A 17,648-nucleotide genomic window follows, 5' to 3' on the forward strand; every position below is an offset into this window, starting at 1 on the left:
GTCAGGGGCCATCGGCCTGTCGCGAAAGACTCGCGGCGACCGGTTTTTCAGTTTTTGCATCTTTCTTTCAGGGGTTCTCCCGCCTTGGCCAACAACCACGATGATGATGCGCTGGCGCGCCGCATCGCCGCGGCGCGGCGATCAGAAGCGTCGAAGCGCGACGGTTCGAAGCGCGAGGAAAGCCAGGGCTGGTCGGTGGCGCTCGAGTTCGTCGGCGCCATGCTGGTCGGGGGTTTCCTCGGCTGGTTCATCGACCGGCAGGCGGGCACCGGCCCCTGGGGATTGATCATATTGTTGTTGCTGGGCTTTGCCACCGGGCTCCGGTCGGTATTGCGCCAGCAGAAGAAGTTCGACGGGGAATAGTTTTCAATGGCCAACCCGATGGAGCAGTTTGCAATCGAAAGGATCGGTCCGCCGATCGTCGTTGCCGGCAATGACTTCTCCTTCACCAATTCGTCGCTGTGGATGCTGATCGCGATGCTCGCGGTCGCGGCGTTCCTGTATATCGGCACGGCGCGGCCGCAGCTGGTGCCGGGTCGTGCCCAGGCGGCGGTCGAGTATGTGTATGAATTCATACGAGACATGCTGCGCGAGAATGTCGGCAAGGAAGGCCTGAAATACGCCCCGCTGATCTTCGCATTGTTCGTCTTCGTGCTGTCGTGCAACCTGCTCGGGCTCATCCCGTTCGTCGGCGCCTTCACCCCGACCAGCCATATCGCCGTGACCTTCGGGCTGGCTATTATCGTGTTCGCGCTGGTGCTGATCGTCGGTTTTGCCAAGCACGGCCTGCACTTCTTCAAGCTGTTTCTGCCCGAGGGCACGCCGATCTTCGTGTTGCCGCTGGTAGCGGCGATCGAGTTCCTGTCGTTCCTGTCGCGGCCGTTCACCCTCGCCATCCGGTTGTTCGCCAACATGACCGCTGGCCACGTCCTGCTGAAGGTCTTTGGCGGCTTCGTCGTCGCGCTCGGGTCGTTCGAGGCACTGCCGTATGTGTTCGGGATCATTCCGCTCGGCGTCAACGTCGCGCTGACGGCGCTCGAGCTGCTGATCGCCGTCGTCCAGGCCTATGTGTTCGCCCTGCTGGCGTCGATCTACCTGAACGACGCCGTCAATCTCCACTAATTGCCAACCAGAATAATTGATCGAGAAGGAAATATAATGGACGTTGCATCTGCCAAGCTGATCGGTGCCGGTCTTGCTGCCATGGGCGCCGGTTTTGCTGCCATCGGCGTCGGCCTCATCTTCGGGATGTTCCTGCAGGGCGCACTGCGCAATCCTGCCGCTGCCGACAAGCTCGGCGCGCGACTGATCTTCGGTTTCGCCGTGACCGAAGCACTGGGCCTGATCGCCGCCGTCGTCGCGCTCGCGCTCGCATTTGGTTGATGCCGGAACTGCCGGCCCCGCAAGGGTCGGCAACACTGGCTGGATGATCCGGCCAACAAGAACTGGGTGAACCGTGCCGCAATTTGATCCTGCCAATTTCCTGCCGCAGATAGCGTGGCTCGCCGTGATTTTCGCGGTGCTCTATTTCGCCGTGGTGCGGCCGACCTTGCCAAAGGTTGGGCGCGTCATCGACGAGCGTGAGGGCCGCGTGGCCAGCGACCTCGATGCGGCCGAATCGGCAAAGGGCGAAGCCGACGCCATCCGGACCCGGTACGACGACGGCATGGCTGCCGCGCGCGAGGCCGCACAGGCCGAAGTCGTGACAGCCCGTGCCGACGCAGGCCGCGGCATCGAATCGCGGATGAAGGAACTCGCCGCGGTGCTCGACGGCCAGGCTGCCGATGCGGCGGCCCGGTTGGCGATCACGCGGGATGCGGCGCGCGCCACACTGGCCGCAACGACGACCGCATTGACCGGGGAAGCCATCGCGCGGCTGACCGGGATGAACGTGCCGGCCGACGAGATCGAAGCCGCGCTGGCAGCGCAGAAATAGGACCTGGACCTTGGCCGATACGCTGCCTTCCCCCGCCGCCCAGGTGCCATTCGGCGAACCCCTGGCCGTGACCGAAACTACGCCCGTGACCGAAACCACGCCCGTGGCCGAAACCCATGCCGGCACGCAAGTTGCCGGCGGCGAACACCATGACGAAGCGACCTTGTTCGGCCAGGGCGCCGAATTCTGGGTGTATGTGTCGATGGCGATCTTCTTCGCCCTCGCCATCATTCTCGGCAAACTGCCGGCACGCATCGCCGGCGCGCTCGATGCACGCATCGCCGATGTGAAACGCCAGCTCGATGAAGCCAAGGGCGTGCGCGCCGAAGCCGAGGCTTTGCTTGCCGACGCCAACGCCCGCCGCGAAGCCGCCGTCAAGGATGCCGAGGCCATCCGCGCCCGCGCCACGTCGGAAGCCGCCGAACTGGTCGCGGAAAGCCAGGCCGCGGCGACTTTGACGATCGAACGACGCACGCTCGCTGCCGAAGCCAAGATCGCCGCCGCCGAGCGTGCCGCCGAGGCGGAATTGCGGGCGGACGTGGCGCGGCGGGTCACGGCTGCGGCCGGGGCTTTGATCGCGGCGAAGGCTGATCCGGCCTTGCAGGCGAAGCTGACCGACGATGCGATCGCCGGGTTGGAGCGGCGGCTGCACTAGGCCGGGGGTTCAAGGCCTCCGGCGGTTGGGGCCTTGGCCCGAAACCCCATTTTCCCGACTGCTTCACTTTGCATTTATTGCACTGACGGCGTGGCCGTGATATTGCGCCGCGTATCATGACGACCCGTCTTTCCATGAGCCGATGAGGCTGGCACGCCGGAATCCCGAAAGGTTCTTGGCTGTTTTCTTCGCTCGCCATCTGGAAAGACCCTCGCCTTGATCCATATCTCGCCGCTGCAGGTGTCCGACCTGCCCGATATCGAAAAGTTGCTGGATGCCGGTTTCGGCCCGGCGCGGCACAACCGCACCGCTTATCGACTGCGCGACGGCGCGGCGCCGGTGGCGGCGCTGTCCTTCGGGGCGCGTGATGGTGCCGACTTGGCAGGGTCCTTGCAGTGCTGGCCGGTGCAGTTGCGCACGGTCGCCGGCGCGGTGGTGCCGATGGTGTTGCTGGGTCCGGTGGTGACGGCAGCCGATCGCCGGGGCCAGGGCATTGCGACCCAGTTGATCAAGGCGGCGTTGGCGGCGATCGATACGCAGGGCGACTTGCCGGTGATGCTGATCGGGGATGCGCCGTTCTATGGGCGGTTCGGTTTTTCGGCTGCGTTTACGAGGGGCTGGCAATTGCCGGGCCCGGTGGCGGCCGAACGGCTGCTGCTGCGCGGCGGCGATGCGGCAATAAACGTGACCGGCTGGGTCGAGCGCGGGTCACCGGCGCGGCGCGCGGCCTGATGCCAATTTGTGCTGCGGCGGGGTGCCCGTTGCACCTTTGACAAGCGGCTCTATGTAAGAGGCATGACTATCTCGCGTGACTCGGCCGGGCGTTCGCTGGCGGAACTGGCGGCGTTGCTCGGCCAGGGCAAGCTACCCCCGGTGCACCTCTGGCATCCGACCCATTGCGGTGATTCGCTGATGCGGATCGCGGCGGACGGCACCTGGTTCCACGAGGGTTCGCCGATCGGGCGCAAGGAGCTGGTCAAGCTGTTCTCGACGATCCTGCGGCGCGAGGACGACGGTAGTTTCGTGCTGGTGACGCCGGCCGAGAAGCTCGACATCGTCGTGGAGGATGCACCGTTCGTTGCTGTCGAGGCGACGAGCGAGGGCGAGGGGCACGAGAGGCAGCTGATTTTCCGGTTGAATACCGATGATCTCGTGGCGGCGGGGCCGGACAATGTGTTGCGGGTGGAGACGGCGCCTGATGGCACGCCGCGGCCGTATCTGCACGTTCGCAGCGGCCTCGAGGCGCTGGTCAACCGGGCAGTGTTTTACCAGCTGGCCGACCTGGCGCTGGCGGAGAGCGCCGACAAGCCGGGGCTGTCCAGTGGCGGCGTGTTCTTCCCGTTCATGCCGGCATGACCATCGATCGATTGCGCGCGGCGTTGCTGGCGGGCGGGGCGGCGGCGGAAGGCATCGCTTCGTATCGCGGCGATTGGGAGGTCACTTCGGACGCGGGGCCGGAGGATGCGGCGCGAGTGCTGACCCCGGCGGCGGTGCTGATCGCGTTGACCGCCGAGGCCGAGCCGCAATTGCTGCTGACCAAGCGGACGTCGACGATGACGCGGCATCCGGGGCAGATCGCCTTTCCGGGCGGGCGGGTCGATCCCGAGGACGACAGTGCGATCACGGCGGCGCTGCGCGAGGCGGAGGAGGAGGTTTCGCTGGCGCGGGGGCAGGTCGATGTGCTGGGAACGCTCGAGCGGTACGAGACCGGCACGGGGTTCTCGATCCTGCCGGTGGTCGGCGTGGTGCCGACGGGAATCGAATATGTGGCGCATGCACGCGAGGTCGACGAGATTTTCCATGTGCCGTTCGCGCATGTGATGAACCCGGCGAACCATGAGTTGCGGACCGGGGAGTGGCTCGGCAAGGCTCGCAAATTCTACGTGATCCGCCACGGCGAGCGTGAGATCTGGGGCGCGACGGCGGGCATATTGGTCAATCTTTCGCGGCGCCTCGGATGAACTGGCCGCAGCAGGACTGGGTGGTTTCGCCGGCGGGCACGGCGTTGCTCGAAGCGCTGGGCGCGGCGGCGGGGGAAACGCGACTGGTCGGCGGCATCGTTCGCGACGGGCTGCTCGACTTGCCGGGGTCGGACATCGACCTGGCGACGCGACTGGCGCCGCGCGAGGTCATGCGGCGGCTGTCGGCGGCGGGGTTGAAGGCGGTGCCGACCGGGATCGCGCATGGCACGGTCACGGCGATCTCGGACGGGCTGGTTGCCGAGGTGACGACATTGCGGCGCGACGTGGTGACCGATGGCCGCCACGCCGAGGTGGCGTTCACCGATGACTGGCAGGAGGATGCCAGCCGGCGCGACTTCACGATCAATGCGCTGTACGCGGCGCTGCCCGCCGGCGAGATCAGTGACTTTTTCGGGGGGCTGGACGATCTGGCGGCGCGGCGGGTGCGCTTTATCGGCGCGCCGCTGGCACGGATTGCCGAGGATCATCTGCGGATTTTGCGATTTTTCCGGTTTTCGGCGCGGTTCGGCGGTGTGATCGATGCCGAAGGCTTGGCCGCGTGCACGGCCCGGGCGAACGACTTGATGGCGTTGTCCCGAGAGCGCATCTCGGCGGAATTGCGGGGTATATTGTCGGTTCCGGACCCGGTGGCAATCATCGGGCTGATGATCGATCAGGGGATATTTCGGCCAGTGTTGCCGGAGATCACGGCGGCGCGGTTGCCGGTACTGGCGCGGACGGTGGCGGCAGAGGCAGCGGCCGGCGTGGCGCCCGACTGGCGGCGGCGGCTGGCGGCGCTGTTGCCGGCGGATGCGGCGGCAGTGGTGGCATCGCGGTTGCGGCTGTCGAATGCCGACAAGGTGCGCCTCGTCGCGGCTGCGGTGCCGCATGGCGGCGGTGCGATCTATCCGCAGGCGTGGACGCTGGGCGCCGAGACGCTGACCGACCGGCTGCTGATTGCTGGCGAACAGGGTGCCGAGGTCATAGCTCTGATTTCATGGACCCGGCCGAAAATGCCGGCATCGGGGCGGGATTTGCTGGCTAGGGGGTTGCCGCCGGGTCCCGAAGTCGCGCGGCGCCTCGGCTTGTTCGAGCGCGCCTGGGTGGCGGCGGGGTTTCCGCAGGATACGGCGACGGTCACGGCCCTGCTCGACCGTGCCGTCGCCGGCCCTGAGATCGGATAGCCTGCCCCCCTGTCCGGGGAGGCGCGGCGACCTGAGGGCTAGGACTTGAGGGGCGCAAGCCCCGACAGTCAGCCGGCGTAGCTGTGCTTCATCGCCGAGAACGTGTCATGGCCTTCGCGGACCGAGACATAAGCCTTGTCGATGGCGGCGCGGGTCTGGGCGCCCAGATCGGCCTTCATGGCATTTTCGTAGCGCGCCTTGATGACGTCTTCGCCGGCTTCGACCTCGTCGATCACTGCCTTGCGGCTGTTGCCGAAGGCGGACTTGAGCTTGAGAAAGGCACGGTGGGCGCCGGCGAACAGGGTGCCGTCGTCCTCGGGTTCGCCGCCGAGCGCGACGACCTGGGCCCGAAGATCGCCAACGACGCGGCGGCGCTCGCTGCCGAACCGACGAAACAGCGCGGCAAGATCGGCATCGTCGGCTTCGGTGGCTGCCTGTTCATAGCCATCGGCCGAATCGATGGTGGTGGCGATGAGGCCGTTGAGCGTGCTGATATCGGTACCGACGTCGACCATGGAATACCTCCTTGCGATAGGGGTGGCGCCGATAAACGCTCCCGAGAGCCGGGTGTTCCGTGTTTCAGGACAGCGGCGGTCGACCGCGCCGCGGCGGCGAGACGGTTGCTGCCTTGATGCCGCGGCGGGCGAGTGCTTCGCGCAGGAGGATCTCGATCTGGGCGTTGACGCTGCGCAGATCGGCGGCGGCGGCGCGCTCGAGGGCGTCGTGAAGCGCCGGATCGAGGCGCAGGGCAAAGGCCTTGCGTTCGGTCACCTGCCGCAGGGCCTATTGATACAGCGAGCCGGCGTTGAGCACCGGCTGGGTGTCGCGCTCACTGCAGAGGACGACCATCAGGTTGCTGACCATGGCGGCGCGGCTCGTCGTCGAGGTGGACGACGTTTTTTTCGCTGAGCAGGGCAAGCGCCATCTCGACCATGCCGACGGCGCCGGCGACGAGCGTCTCGCGCGCTGCGACAACGGCTGCGGCTTGTTGCCGCCGCAACATGGCGCCGGCGATTTCAGGGGCATAGGCGAGGTGGGTAAAGCCGCATTCGTCGACGGTGATGCCGGCGACCGCGAGCCGCGCCATCAGCTCGGCGCGAAGTTCGCCGCCGATGCGTTCGTGATCGCCGCGCAGCGTGACTTCCTGGTGGGTAAAGTCGTCATAGGGGTAGCGCGCGCCGATGGTGCGGACGGCGACCTCGATCTGGGCGGCGACGAAGCCGCGGTAATCATCGACATCGAACAGCGCCTGCGCCGAATCGGTGACCCGCCAGACGACCTGCGCGGCGATCTCGATCGGGTTGCCGCGTTGGTCGTTGACCTTGATGGTCTGCGAGATGAGGTTGTGGGCACGCAGCGAGATCTTGGCCTTGTGCATCCAGGGCCAGGTCCAGCGCAGCCCGGGGGTGCGATCGCTGCCGCGATAGGCGCCGAACAGGGTGATGGCGGCGGCCTCGTTGGGGGCGATCTTGTAGAAGCCGGTGGTGACGAAGAAAAACGCCATGATGGCCAGGACCGTGAACAGGATGCTGAACGGAGCGCCGGCGATGGTGCGGGAAAGGACGAAGATGCCGATGGCGACGAGGAGCAACATGGCCGCCAGCATGAGGAACCCGTTGGCGCCGGCGCCGGGGATCTCGCGACTGGGGACGTTAGTGTCTGTGGGCATGGCGCGCGGTTACCCGATGGTTAACGAGTTACTAACATTTTCCGCATTTTCCGCTTTCGGCGTTTTTCTTGGGTCCGGATTTTCGCGGAGTTTGCAGGCGTGCCGGCTGGTTCGAAGAACGCGTCGTGGTTTGGTGGTAGCGGAATTCGTGCGTGTAGGACAGGGGTCGGCGGGCGATTGAATGATATCGTCGTGATATCGGGTTTAACGGGGCGGGGCGCTTATTTCGGGACGGGTTGGAGATGGGCCCCGGCTTTCGCCGGGGTGACGGTAGAGAGTGGGGTGACGGAAAAAATGGAGTGACGGGAAAAATGGAGTGACGGGCAAAATTGGGGTGACGGGAACGGGTGGGGTGACGGGAACGGTTGGGGTGACGGCGGAGGAGGGCGCTTAGCCGAATTTGTTGTCGCGTGGGAAGCCCGTTGGCGGCAGGCGGCCAGCGCTGCCGCGAGTGCCCTTCCAGAAGGTCAGGTCGCTTTCGGTGCGGGTCCGATTGCCGGCACCGCCCATGGCCCAGTTGAGGCCCTCGGCCATCACGAAGCTGCGCGCGTCGGACATGCCGCCGTCCTTGTATTTCTGGAGGGCGACGCCCTGGCCGCGGCCCATCACCGGCAGGTCAGAGAGGTCGCAGACCAGCAGCTTGCGGTTGTCGCCGATGACCGCGACCATGTCGTCGCCAGGCGGGATGGCCTTGAGGATGGTGAACTTTGCGTTGTCCTTGAGATTGAGGACCTGGCGGCCCTTGCGGGTTTCGGCCAGCACATCGGCGGCTTCGACGATGAAGCCGCGGCCGTCGCTGGCGGCAACCAGCAGGCGCAGATCGGTTTTCCACACCGACAGGGCGACGATTTCCGTGCCCTCGGCGAGATCGATCATCAGCCGCAGCGGGTCGCCGAAGCCGCGCCCGCCGGGCAGCTTGTCGGCGCCGAGCGTGTAGAAGCGGCCGTCCGAGGCGGCGACCATGACCTTGTCGGTGGTATAGGCGTGGAAGGCGAAGGCAGCACCGTCGCCCTCCTTGAACTTGACCGCGTCACCGGCGGTCAGGTCGATATGGCCCTTCATGGCACGCACCCAGCCCTTCTGGCTGGCGATGATGGTCAACGGCTCCTTGTCGATCATTTCTTCGAGGCTGATCATTTTGACGTTGGGCGCGGTCTCGATCGAGGTGCGGCGCCTGCCGAGCGGGGTGGTCGGGCCATAAAGGGCGCGCAGGCGGGCAAGGTCGGTGCTGAGGCGCGCGGTCTGTTCGCTTTCCGAATCGATGAGCCCGCGAAGGCCGGCCGCCTCGAGAGTCAGCGCCTTGTTTTCCTTGCCGATCTCCATTTCCTCCAGTCGCCGCAGCGAGCGCAGCCGCATGTTGAGGATGGCCTCGGCCTGGTTCGAGGTCAGCTCGAAAGTCGACATCAGGGTCGCCTTGGGCTCGTCCTCCTCGCGGATGATGCGGATGACTTCGTCGAGGTTGAGATAGGCGATGAGAAAGCCGCCGAGGATTTCGAGGCGGGCATCGATCTTGTCGAGCCGGTGCTGCGAGCGGGCGACGAGGACCTGACGCTGGTGGACCAGCCATTTGGCGATGACCTGGCGCAGCGACAGCACGCCGGGGCGTCCGTGATCGAGGACGTTCATGTTGAGCGAGAACCGGGTCTCGAGGTCGGTCAGCTTGAACAGGCTCTCCATCAGCACTTCGGCGTCGACGTTGCGCGAGCGCGGCTCGATGACGATGCGGATCTTGTCGTCCGATTCGTCGTCGATATCGCCCAATATCGGCAGCTTCTTCTCGTTGACCAGCTCGGCGAGCGCTTCGATGAGCTTCCCCTTGACGACCTGGAAGGGGATTTCCTCGACGACGATGCGCCACATGCCCTGGCCAAGGTCTTCCTTGCGCCAGCGGGCCCGCAGCCGGAAGCTGCCGCGGCCGGTCGCGTAGGATTCGGCGATGCTGGCGGGTGATTCGACACAGATGCCGCCGGTCGGGAAATCGGGGCCCTTGACCCATTCGAGCAGCGCCGAACCGGGCAAACCGGGGTCGGCGAGCAGCGCCATCGCCGCATCTAGGATTTCGGCGGCATTGTGCGGCGGGATGTTGGTCGCCATGCCGACGGCAATGCCCGACGACCCGTTGGCGAGCAGATTGGGGAACATGCCGGGGAAGACCTCGGGCTCTTCCTCCTCGCCGTTGTATGTCGCGCGGAACAGCGCGCCGGCTTCGTCGAGGCCGTCCATGAGCGTGCCGGCGGCAGTCGTCAGGCGCGCCTCGGTGTAGCGCATGGCGGCAGCGTTATCGCCGTCGATGTTGCCGAAATTGCCCTGTCCGTCGATCAGCGGGTAGCGCAGCGAGAAATCCTGGCTGAGCCGGACAAGGGCGTCGTAGATCGATTGATCGCCGTGCGGGTGATATTTGCCCATCACGTCGCCGACGACGCGGGCGGACTTCTTGTAGCCGATGCTGGACGCACCGAGTGCGGCGCCGGTGCTGGGGCCGGGATCGAGCTTGAGCAGCCGCATGCCCCACAGGATGCGGCGATGAACGGGCTTGAGGCCGTCGCGCAGGTCGGGCAGCGAGCGCGCGGTGATCGTCGACAGCGCATAAACCAGGTAACGGTCGCCGAGCGCGGTATCGAAGGGCGTGTCGAGGATGCGATCGGCGGGCGACTCGGGAGGTGTTTTCGTTGTGTTCTTGGCCATGACCGGGATTAGCGCGGGGGCAGGCGGTTCGCCAGCCTTTCCCGCGCGCCGAGCGTATCGCGGCCGCGCGCCGTCAGCACATCACGCTCGAGGAAGTGCCCGGTCAGCTTGAGGCCGTCGTGGATGGAAGCGCTGTCGGCGGCTGCCGCGCCGATCAGGAAGGCGGGCAAGGGCAGCAGCTTGGCGGCATAGGGCAACCCGGCGTCGCGCGAGACGGCCTGGCTCGACCTGGGCGAGACATAGGCGAGATCGGCGGTGGTGCCGGTCGCGGCGCACGCCGACAGGTCGAGGCCGAAGCCGAGTTCGGAGAGGAGCAGATATTCGTAGCGCACGACCCCTTCGCCGAGCGCCAATGGTCCAGCGCCTGCGGCGATCGCGGCGGCAAGGGCATCGAGGGCGCGGTAAAGCGCCGGATGCGGGTCGTCCTCGGCGAGAGCGGCGGCGGTGAGGGCGGTCAGCCAGTCGAGCGCGGCGATGGCGGCGCCGCCGACGGCGAGCGCGGCGCGGGCGTCGGTCAGCTCGACGGTGGCGGCGGCGAGCTGGGTATCGACGCGGGCGCGCATCGACAGCGCGACGCCGTTGCCGGCCTGGAGGATGGGTCGCAGCCGGCGCGAACGGCCGCCGCGGACATAGCCGGCGACGATGCCGTTGGCAGGGGTGAGGAAGCGCACCACGGCACCATGCTCGCCGTGCGGCAGCATGGCGCAAACGATAGCGGGGGTATCGAGATGCATGGCGGTTTTCTAGCGCAAGGCGATCTGGAATACAGCGCCCGAACGACTTTTCTGCTATGGCTCAGGCAGCGAAGCGAAATACAACATACATTGATTTAACAGTTGAGAAACCTCGGCGTTAATTTAACGTTGTAAAACGGTCGGGCAAACAGACAGGCCCGCTCGAGAAAGGTTTTCGCGTGTTTCAGGTCAAATTCGGTGACGGCGCCGACAAGCGTATCACGATGGTCTGGGAAGAGCCGGCACCGCTGATGGCGCCGAGCGCCGCAGACCTCGCCACCGACGCGCGCGCTTCGGATGTGCTGTTTATCGTCCTCGATCGGGCGTGCGCCGACCTGGCGGCGCAGTCGAAGAGTGCCGGGACTGCGAGCTGAAATCTGATCTCGTCATGCTGAACTTGTTTCAGCATCCATCGCGCCGCGGTGTGAATTCGCCAGTCGCACAATGGATGCTGAAACAGGTTCAGCATGACGGTTCCTTTTTGCAATCGACCTCAGTCGACCCAATTGAGGCCCGAGTCGCGATAGACTTCGCGGTCTTCGGCCCAGTCTTCCTTGACCTTGACGTGCAGGAACAGGTGGACCTTCTTGCCGGTCAGTTCGGCAATGCCGGCGCGCGCGGTTGTGCCGATTTCCTTCAACCGCGAACCGCCCTTGCCGAGCACGATGGCGCGCTGGCTGTCGCGTTCTACCAGGATCTGCTGGTGGATGGCGATGCTGCCGTCGCGGCGTTCTTCCCACTTCTCGGTCTCGACGGCGCTGGCATAGGGCAGCTCGGCGTGGAGCTGGTTGTACAGCTGTTCGCGGGTGATCTCCGCCGCCATCAGCCGCGTCGTCGCGTCGGTAAGCTGGTCTTCGGGAAAGTGCCACGGGCCTTCGGGCATGGCGGCGGCAAAGGCGGACTTGAGTTCGGCAACGCCGTCGCCGGTGCCGGCCGAGACGAAATACGTGTCGGCAAAGCTGGCAAAGGCGTTGGCGTGCGCCGCAAGTTCGAGCAGGCGGGTTTTCGCGGTGATGTCGACCTTGTTGAGCACCAGCAGCTTGGGCTCGGGACGGTTGGCCAGGCTTTGCAGGATGGCCGTGGCGTCGTCGCGAAACCCCGACTTGGCGTCCACGACGAAGGCGATCAGGTCGGCACCCTCGGCACCTTCCCAGGCGGCGCGGACCATGGCGCGGTCGAGGCGGCGGCGCGGCGCGAAGATGCCCGGCGTGTCGATCAGCAGCAACTGGGTGGCGCCGTCGGTGGCGATGCCCATCAGGCGGGTGCGGGTGGTCTGAACCTTGGCCGAGACGATGGCGACCTTCTGGCCGACAAGCGCGTTGGTCAGCGTCGATTTGCCGGCGTTGGGGGCGCCGACGATGGCGACCGAGCCGCAGCGCTGCGGGGGGGCCGGGACCGCCGGGGTGTCGATGATGTCGTCCGTCATGTCTGAACCTTTGAGAGCAATGCCACTGCCGCGGCTTTTTCGGCTTCCTGCTTGCTGGCGCCGACGCCTTGTGCCGGCTCCTGCCCGCGCACGTGCACCTCGATGGTGAAGCGCGGCGCGTGGTCGGGTCCCTGGCGATCGATGACGGCATAGACCGGCATGCCGCGCCGTCGCTTGAGCGCCCATTCCTGCAACCGCGATTTCGGATCGGCAAGCAGGCGCGGGCCGTCGTCGAGCAATTGCTGCCATTCGCGGCGCACGAAAGCGTTGGCGACGTCCCAGCCGCCGTCGAGATAGAGCGCTGCGACCAGCGCTTCGGCGACATCGCCAAGGACGTTGTCAGACTGGTGGAGGCCCTTGGCGCGGGCGTTGGTTTCCATGATCAGGCGTTCGGACACGCCGAGCCCGCGCGCCACTTCGGCGTTCGCGGCCCCTTCCACGAGCGCGTGCAGCCGCGCCGTCAGCCGGCCCTCGGCTTCGTCGTGCGCGCCATAAAGCCAGGCGGCGACGGAATGGCCCAAAATACGGTCACCGAGAAACTCGAGACGCTGGTAGCTGTCGGGTCCCGACGCCGCGCTGCTGTGGGTGAGCGCGCGGCGCACGAGGCGGATGTCGGTGAAATCATGCCCGAGGCGCTCGCGGGCCCAGGCGGCAAGTTCGGCGTCGGTGTGGCTCACAGGCGCTTGCCGATGCGTTCGGTGCGCAGCGGGCCTTCCTGGCGGATCGAGAAGAAGATGCGGTCGGCGCGGCCGATGATGTTGGCGGTGGGGACCAGCCCGACCCCGCCTTCGGCGATGGTGAAGCGGCTGTCGGCCGAATCGTCGCGATTGTCGCCAAGGACGAACACATGGCCGGGCGGCACCGTCAGCACCGGGGTGGTGTCGCGGACGTCGCCCCGGACCTGGTCGAGGACGACATGATCGCGGCCGCCGGGGATGGATTCGGTGCGCGCCGGATAGCGGCAGATGACCCGGGTGCCCGCCGGGCCGCTCGTGCGGGTGCGGAAGTCCGGACGGCCGGGGCCTGAATCGCAGTCGGTGGTGCTGTCGGCGAGGACGAAGTCGGCGCGGGTGAGCTGGGGCAGGGCGGTGCCGTTGAGGATGACCTGGCCGTCCTGCATCGCCACGGTGTCGCCAGGCAGGGCGATGACGCGCTTGATATAGTCGGCGCGGTTATCGCGCGGCGTCTTGAAGACGATGACGTCGCCGCGCGCCGGCAGCGATCCGCCGATGCGGCCGTCGAACAGCGGCAGTCCGAGCGGCAGCGAATATCGGCCATAGCCATAGGGCCATTTGGCGACGAACAGATAATCGCCGACCAGCAGCTGCGGCAGCATCGATTCCGACGGGATGTTGAAAGGCTCGTAGACGAAGGTCCGTAAACCCAGCGCGATCAGCACCGCGATAAGGAGCATCCGCATGATCGCGCCCAGCGAAGCCTTTTGGCGCTGGGTGCGCGCGAGGTGCGCATCGCGGCTTTCGGAAATACTTGTCGACATTGCCGTGGGGCGTGGCGCGCGGATGCCTCCGGGTCAAGTGCGATGGTCACGTAATGTTCGCAAAGCAGGTGTTGGAACCCTTGTCTTCCTCCGCCATTGTGACGGGCATGACCCATGAAGCCCTTGACGCAATGCTGCCGCCGCCCTCGATCGCCGAACTGTTCGACGCCGATGATGGCCGACTGGCGCGCCTGTCGCGCGATGTGGCGGGGCTGCATTTCGACTTTTCCAAGCTGGCGGTCGACGGCAATATACTGGCGGCGTTGCAGGCGCTGGCGGTCGAGGCCGATTTCAGCGGCTGGCGGCAGCGCCTGTTTGCCGGCGAGGTCGTCAATGCGAGCGAGAACCGCGCCGCGACGCATATCGCCGAGCGCGGCACCGGAAGTGCTGCCGACAATGCCGCGGCAGCGATCGGCCAGGCGATGGTGCGCGACGTGGCGACCCGGGTGCGCGGCGAGGACGTCTCGCACGTGCTGCATATCGGCATTGGCGGATCGGCGCTGGGGCCGGCGCTGCTGCTCGATGCACTGGGGCGCGATGGCGACGGCCCGGTGGTGCATATCGTCGCCAATATCGATGGCGAGGCGCTGGCGCGGGCGGCGGCGCAGTGCGACCCGGCGCGAACACGGATCGTCATCGTGTCGAAGACCTTCTCGACGACGGAAACGCTGACCAATGCCGATAGCGCGCTGGCGTGGCTGGCGGCGGCGGGGGTGGCGGACCCGCGCAGCCGGACGATCTCGGTGACGGCGGCGCCGGAGCGGGCGCGGGCGTGGGGCGCAGGCGACGTGCTGCCGTTCGCGGACACCGTCGGCGGGCGGTATTCGCTATGGTCGGCGGTCGGCCTGCCGTTCGCGCTGCGCTGCGGGCCGGACGCGTTTGCAGCGCTCCACGCCGGCGCGCGGGCGATGGACGCGCATTTCCGCGACAGCGATGCCGGGCAGAACGCGCCGTTGCTGGCGGCGATGTGCGACGTCTGGGCGGCGCGGTACCAGCGCCAACCGGTGCGCGCGGTCTTCGCCTATGACGAGCGGCTGCGGCTGTTGCCGGCGTTTCTCCAGCAGCTCGAGATGGAGAGCAACGGCAAGAGTGTGACGCGGGCGGGAGCGCCGGTCGATGGCCCGACTGCGGCGGTGACCTGGGGCGGGACCGGCACCGATGCCCAGCACGCGGTGTTCCAGCTGCTCCACCAGGGCACGGTCGTGGGGCCAGCAGAGTTCGTCGCGGTGCGCGAACCGGGGCATGGCCTCGCGGCGACGCATCACCGGCAATTGCTGGCGAATTGTTTTGCCCAGGGCGCGGCCTTGATGCGCGGGCGGACGCTGGAGCAAGCGCTGGCGCTGTCGGGCGGCGATGCGGCGCTGGCGGCGGCGAAGACTTTTGCCGGCAACCGGCCATCGGCGACGATCCTGCTCGATCGGCTCGATCCGTTTTCGCTGGGCGCGTTGCTGGCGTTCTACGAGCACCGGGTGTTTGCAGCGGCGGTGCTGATGGGGATCAACCCGTTCGATCAATGGGGGGTCGAGCTGGGAAAGGAGATGGCGACGGCGGTGATGGCGGGCGGCGCGGAAGGGTTCGATCCGTCGACGGCGGATTTAATGGCTAGGGCGAAGATCTAGCCGTGTCCTCCCCCTTGAGGGGGGAGGCGAGAGACGCGGCTTCGCGGCCCGGGTGGGGGTGGTCCCCTTTCGGCGCAGGGGACCACCCCCACCCGCTCGCAAACGCGAGTCGCCTCCTCCCTCAAGGGGGGAGGACAAGGTTAAATTACCATCGGCTTCCAAATCCCTGCAATCAGCGCCTCAGCTGGCTGAAAGCTCTTCTTGTACGCCATGCGGTCACAGCCCTCGATCCAATAACCGAGATAAACGAACGGCAACCCCGCCTTCGCCGCGCGGGTAATGTGATCGAGGATGATGAAATTGCCCATGCCGCGGCGCGCGCCGGGATCAGGGTCGTAGAAGCTGTAGATCATCGACAGGCCATCGGACTGCTTGTCGGTCAGGCAGCAGCCCACCAGCTTGCCCGGGCGGCCATCGGTGCTGGGCTCGCGATATTCGACGACGACGGTATCGACCGGCGATTGCTCGACCATGTCGGCGAAATCATGCCCGTCCATGCCGGCCATGCCGCCGACCGGGTGGCGCGCCGTCAGATAGCGGCGGAGCAGCGCCCATTGTTCCTCGGTCGACCAGGGCTCACAAGCGGTGACCTCGAGGTCGGCGTGACGGCGCAGCAGTCGTTTCTGGCTGGTCGAGGGGCGGAATTCGCCGGTGACGACACGCACCGAGATGCAGGCGTGGCAGAAATCACAGCTTGGGCGATAGACGACGTTCTGGCTGCGCCGAAAGCCGATGCGGCCGAGCGCTTCGTTCATGTCGGGGGCATCGGTGCCCTTCAACTCGGCGAAAACCTTGCGCTCGGTAAGGCCCGGCACATAGGGGCACGGCGCCGGCGCGGTGACAAAGAAGCGTGGGAAGCGAAAGCTCTGGTCGGTCACTCAGCTCCCCCTCCGGTGGCTGTGTTACGTTCCAGTGTAATGCGGCCCGCCGGCCAATAGCCATAGTATAAATGACAGTTAACGCGCGCGTCAGTAGAGCCCGTATCAGTCGAGCTCCACCATGCGGACTTCATAGCTTGCCGCTCGCAATGCCTCGACGAGCCGGTTGAGGTGGTCGCGGTCGCGGGTTTCGCATTCGATGTCGGTGATCAGCCCCTTGGCCGGCAGGTTGGTAAACACCCGCTGGTGATAGACTTCGAGGATGTTGACCTGCTGCTGGTCGAAGATGCGCGCGACCTCGAACAGCTGGCCGGGGCGATCCTTCAAACGGATGCGCAGCCGCGCCAGCCGGCCCGAGCGCGCCAGTTCGCGGAGCAGGACATTGGCGAGCAGCCGCGTGTCGATGTTGCCGCCGCACAGGACCAGCCCGACCTTGGTGCCGCGAAAGCGCCGCGGATGCGCTAGCAGCGCCGCGAGGCCAGCCGCGCCAGCGCCCTCGACGACGGTTTTCTCGATGTTGAGCAGCATGGCGACGGCGGTTTCGAGGTCGCGCTCGCCGACGAGGACGATGTCGTCGACCAGCGCGCGGACGACCTGGCTGGTCAGCTTGCCCGGAGTCTTGACCGCGATGCCTTCGGCCAGCGTATCGCCGTCGCAGACGCTCGTCTCGCCCTTCAGGAACGCATACATCGAGGGGTAAAGCTCGGCCTGGACACCGATGACGTCGATCTTGGGGTTGCGCGCCTTGGCGACCGTGGCGATGCCCGAGATCAGCCCGCCGCCGCCGATCGGCACGACCAAAGTATCGAGATCGGGCACGGCATCGAGCATTTCAAGGCCGACGGTGCCTTGGCCGGCCATCACCAGCGGATCGTCGAAGGGGTGGACGAACACGAAGCCGCGCTTGGCGGCGAGTTCATGGGCGTGGCCGGCCGCATCCTCGAATTTCTCGCCGAACATCACGACGTTGGCGCCGTGGCTTTCGGTTTGCTGGACTTTTACGACCGGCGTGAAGCGCGGCATGACGATAGTGGCTGGAATGCCGAGCCGCTTGGCGCCATAGGCCAGGCCCTGGGCGTGGTTGCCGGCCGACGCCGCGATGACGCCGCGTGCGCGCTCCTCGGGCGTCAGGCTGAGCAGCTTGTTCAGCGCGCCGCGCTCCTTGTAGGCGGCGGTGAACTGCAGATTTTCGAACTTGAGCCAGACATCGGCGCCGGTCAGGTCCGACAGCGTCTGGCTGCGCAAGCAGGGTGTCCTGATAACGGCACCTTCGATCGCACGCGCTGCCATCTCGATGTCGGCGAGCGAGATCGGCAGGACGGAAGCATCGGGCGCAAGGGTGATGGTGGAAGTCATTGCGGTCTGTTAGCGGTCAAGGCCAGCAGGCGCAAATGCCGGCGGCA

The 17,648-nt window shown here is 66.4% G+C and carries 20 protein-coding genes and 1 pseudogene; 11 read left to right on the plus strand and 10 right to left on the minus strand.

Annotation, left to right across the window (positions count from 1 at the left end; all coding sequences use genetic code 11):
- Nucleotides 1-84 precede the first annotated feature (84 nt).
- The 9 genes from IEW98_RS02315 (at nt 85) to IEW98_RS02355 (ending at nt 5,736) form a co-directional block, all read left to right on the plus strand.
- Complete coding sequence (locus IEW98_RS02315; protein ID WP_207792481.1) at nt 85-363, plus strand: AtpZ/AtpI family protein; 279 nt, start codon at nt 85-87, stop codon at nt 361-363.
- Nucleotides 364-369: 6 nt separating this feature from the next.
- The gene (locus IEW98_RS02320; protein ID WP_188761287.1) at nt 370-1,122 is read left to right on the plus strand and encodes a F0F1 ATP synthase subunit A; all 753 of its coding nucleotides are present in this window, start codon (nt 370-372) and stop codon (nt 1,120-1,122) included.
- Between the two features lie 36 nt (nt 1,123-1,158).
- Nucleotides 1,159-1,383, plus strand: a complete 225-nt coding sequence (locus IEW98_RS02325) for an ATP synthase subunit C-like protein (RefSeq protein ID WP_188761288.1) — start codon at nt 1,159-1,161, stop codon at nt 1,381-1,383.
- Between the two features lie 73 nt (nt 1,384-1,456).
- Nucleotides 1,457-1,936: a F0F1 ATP synthase subunit B family protein gene (locus IEW98_RS02330; RefSeq protein ID WP_188761289.1), complete on the plus strand. Its 480-nt coding sequence runs from the start codon at nt 1,457-1,459 to the stop codon at nt 1,934-1,936.
- Nucleotides 1,937-1,946: 10 nt separating this feature from the next.
- Nucleotides 1,947-2,591 carry a F0F1 ATP synthase subunit B family protein gene (locus tag IEW98_RS02335; RefSeq protein WP_188761290.1) on the plus strand — a complete coding sequence of 215 codons (645 nt, stop codon included), beginning with the start codon at nt 1,947-1,949 and terminating at the stop codon, nt 2,589-2,591.
- 216 nt (nt 2,592-2,807) lie between these two features.
- Nucleotides 2,808-3,323: a GNAT family N-acetyltransferase gene (locus IEW98_RS02340; RefSeq protein ID WP_188761291.1), complete on the plus strand. Its 516-nt coding sequence runs from the start codon at nt 2,808-2,810 to the stop codon at nt 3,321-3,323.
- Between the two features lie 63 nt (nt 3,324-3,386).
- On the plus strand, nt 3,387-3,947 hold the full coding sequence (locus tag IEW98_RS02345; RefSeq protein WP_188761292.1) for a DUF1285 domain-containing protein: 561 nt from the start codon (nt 3,387-3,389) through the stop codon (nt 3,945-3,947).
- Nucleotides 3,944-4,552 carry a CoA pyrophosphatase gene (locus tag IEW98_RS02350; protein WP_188761293.1) on the plus strand — a complete coding sequence of 203 codons (609 nt, stop codon included), beginning with the start codon at nt 3,944-3,946 and terminating at the stop codon, nt 4,550-4,552. The genes IEW98_RS02345 and IEW98_RS02350 overlap by 4 nt, the downstream gene beginning before the upstream one ends.
- Nucleotides 4,549-5,736, plus strand: a complete 1,188-nt coding sequence (locus tag IEW98_RS02355; protein WP_188761294.1) for a CCA tRNA nucleotidyltransferase — start codon at nt 4,549-4,551, stop codon at nt 5,734-5,736. The genes IEW98_RS02350 and IEW98_RS02355 overlap by 4 nt, the downstream gene beginning before the upstream one ends.
- A gap of 68 nt (nt 5,737-5,804) precedes the next feature.
- On the opposite strand, the gene IEW98_RS02360 is transcribed toward IEW98_RS02355, so the two are convergent.
- From IEW98_RS02360 to recO, 5 genes and pseudogenes are all read right to left on the minus strand, one after another.
- The gene (locus tag IEW98_RS02360; RefSeq protein WP_188761295.1) at nt 5,805-6,251 is read right to left on the minus strand and encodes a PA2169 family four-helix-bundle protein; all 447 of its coding nucleotides are present in this window, start codon (nt 6,249-6,251) and stop codon (nt 5,805-5,807) included.
- 64 nt (nt 6,252-6,315) lie between these two features.
- Nucleotides 6,316-6,507: a type II toxin-antitoxin system antitoxin gene (locus IEW98_RS02365; RefSeq protein ID WP_188761296.1), complete on the minus strand. Its 192-nt coding sequence runs from the start codon at nt 6,505-6,507 to the stop codon at nt 6,316-6,318.
- A gap of 12 nt (nt 6,508-6,519) precedes the next feature.
- A pseudogene (locus tag IEW98_RS02370) lies at nt 6,520-7,405 on the minus strand (SPFH domain-containing protein).
- 390 nt (nt 7,406-7,795) lie between these two features.
- Nucleotides 7,796-10,090: a DNA topoisomerase IV subunit A gene (gene parC, locus IEW98_RS02375; RefSeq protein WP_188761297.1), complete on the minus strand. Its 2,295-nt coding sequence runs from the start codon at nt 10,088-10,090 to the stop codon at nt 7,796-7,798.
- Nucleotides 10,091-10,098: 8 nt separating this feature from the next.
- Complete coding sequence (recO, locus tag IEW98_RS02380) at nt 10,099-10,824, minus strand: DNA repair protein RecO (RefSeq protein WP_188761298.1); 726 nt, start codon at nt 10,822-10,824, stop codon at nt 10,099-10,101.
- Between the two features lie 179 nt (nt 10,825-11,003).
- Between recO and IEW98_RS02385 the strand changes: the two genes are divergently transcribed.
- Nucleotides 11,004-11,198: a hypothetical protein gene (locus tag IEW98_RS02385; RefSeq protein WP_188761299.1), complete on the plus strand. Its 195-nt coding sequence runs from the start codon at nt 11,004-11,006 to the stop codon at nt 11,196-11,198.
- A gap of 119 nt (nt 11,199-11,317) precedes the next feature.
- Here IEW98_RS02385 and era read toward each other — a convergent pair whose 3' ends face one another.
- The 3 genes from era to lepB are packed head-to-tail and all read right to left on the minus strand — an operon-like array spanning nt 11,318 to nt 13,748.
- A complete protein-coding gene (gene era / locus IEW98_RS02390) occupies nt 11,318-12,250 on the minus strand; it encodes a GTPase Era (protein WP_188761300.1) in 933 nt (310 codons plus the stop codon).
- Nucleotides 12,247-12,927 (minus strand): ribonuclease III, encoded by a 681-nt coding sequence (rnc, locus tag IEW98_RS02395; protein WP_188761301.1) that lies wholly within the window; start codon nt 12,925-12,927, stop codon nt 12,247-12,249. Before rnc ends, era begins: the two co-directional genes overlap by 4 nt.
- A complete protein-coding gene (gene lepB / locus IEW98_RS02400; protein WP_188761302.1) occupies nt 12,924-13,748 on the minus strand; it encodes a signal peptidase I in 825 nt (274 codons plus the stop codon). The genes rnc and lepB overlap by 4 nt, the downstream gene beginning before the upstream one ends.
- Before the next feature lie 107 nt (nt 13,749-13,855).
- Here lepB and pgi point away from each other — a divergent pair, with 107 nt between their 5' ends.
- Nucleotides 13,856-15,367: a glucose-6-phosphate isomerase gene (pgi, locus tag IEW98_RS02405; RefSeq protein WP_188761303.1), complete on the plus strand. Its 1,512-nt coding sequence runs from the start codon at nt 13,856-13,858 to the stop codon at nt 15,365-15,367.
- A gap of 140 nt (nt 15,368-15,507) precedes the next feature.
- Here the strand turns inward: pgi and IEW98_RS02410 are convergent, their stop codons facing one another.
- Both IEW98_RS02410 and IEW98_RS02415 read right to left on the minus strand, forming a co-directional pair.
- Nucleotides 15,508-16,245, minus strand: a complete 738-nt coding sequence (locus IEW98_RS02410; protein WP_188761304.1) for an arginyltransferase — start codon at nt 16,243-16,245, stop codon at nt 15,508-15,510.
- A 105-nt stretch (nt 16,246-16,350) separates the two neighbouring features.
- Complete coding sequence (locus tag IEW98_RS02415; RefSeq protein WP_188761305.1) at nt 16,351-17,601, minus strand: threonine ammonia-lyase; 1,251 nt, start codon at nt 17,599-17,601, stop codon at nt 16,351-16,353.
- Nucleotides 17,602-17,648 lie beyond the last annotated feature (47 nt).

The organism is Sandarakinorhabdus glacialis, assembly GCF_014643455.1.
In the GTDB taxonomy this organism is placed as follows: domain Bacteria; phylum Pseudomonadota; class Alphaproteobacteria; order Sphingomonadales; family Sphingomonadaceae; genus Sandarakinorhabdus; species Sandarakinorhabdus glacialis.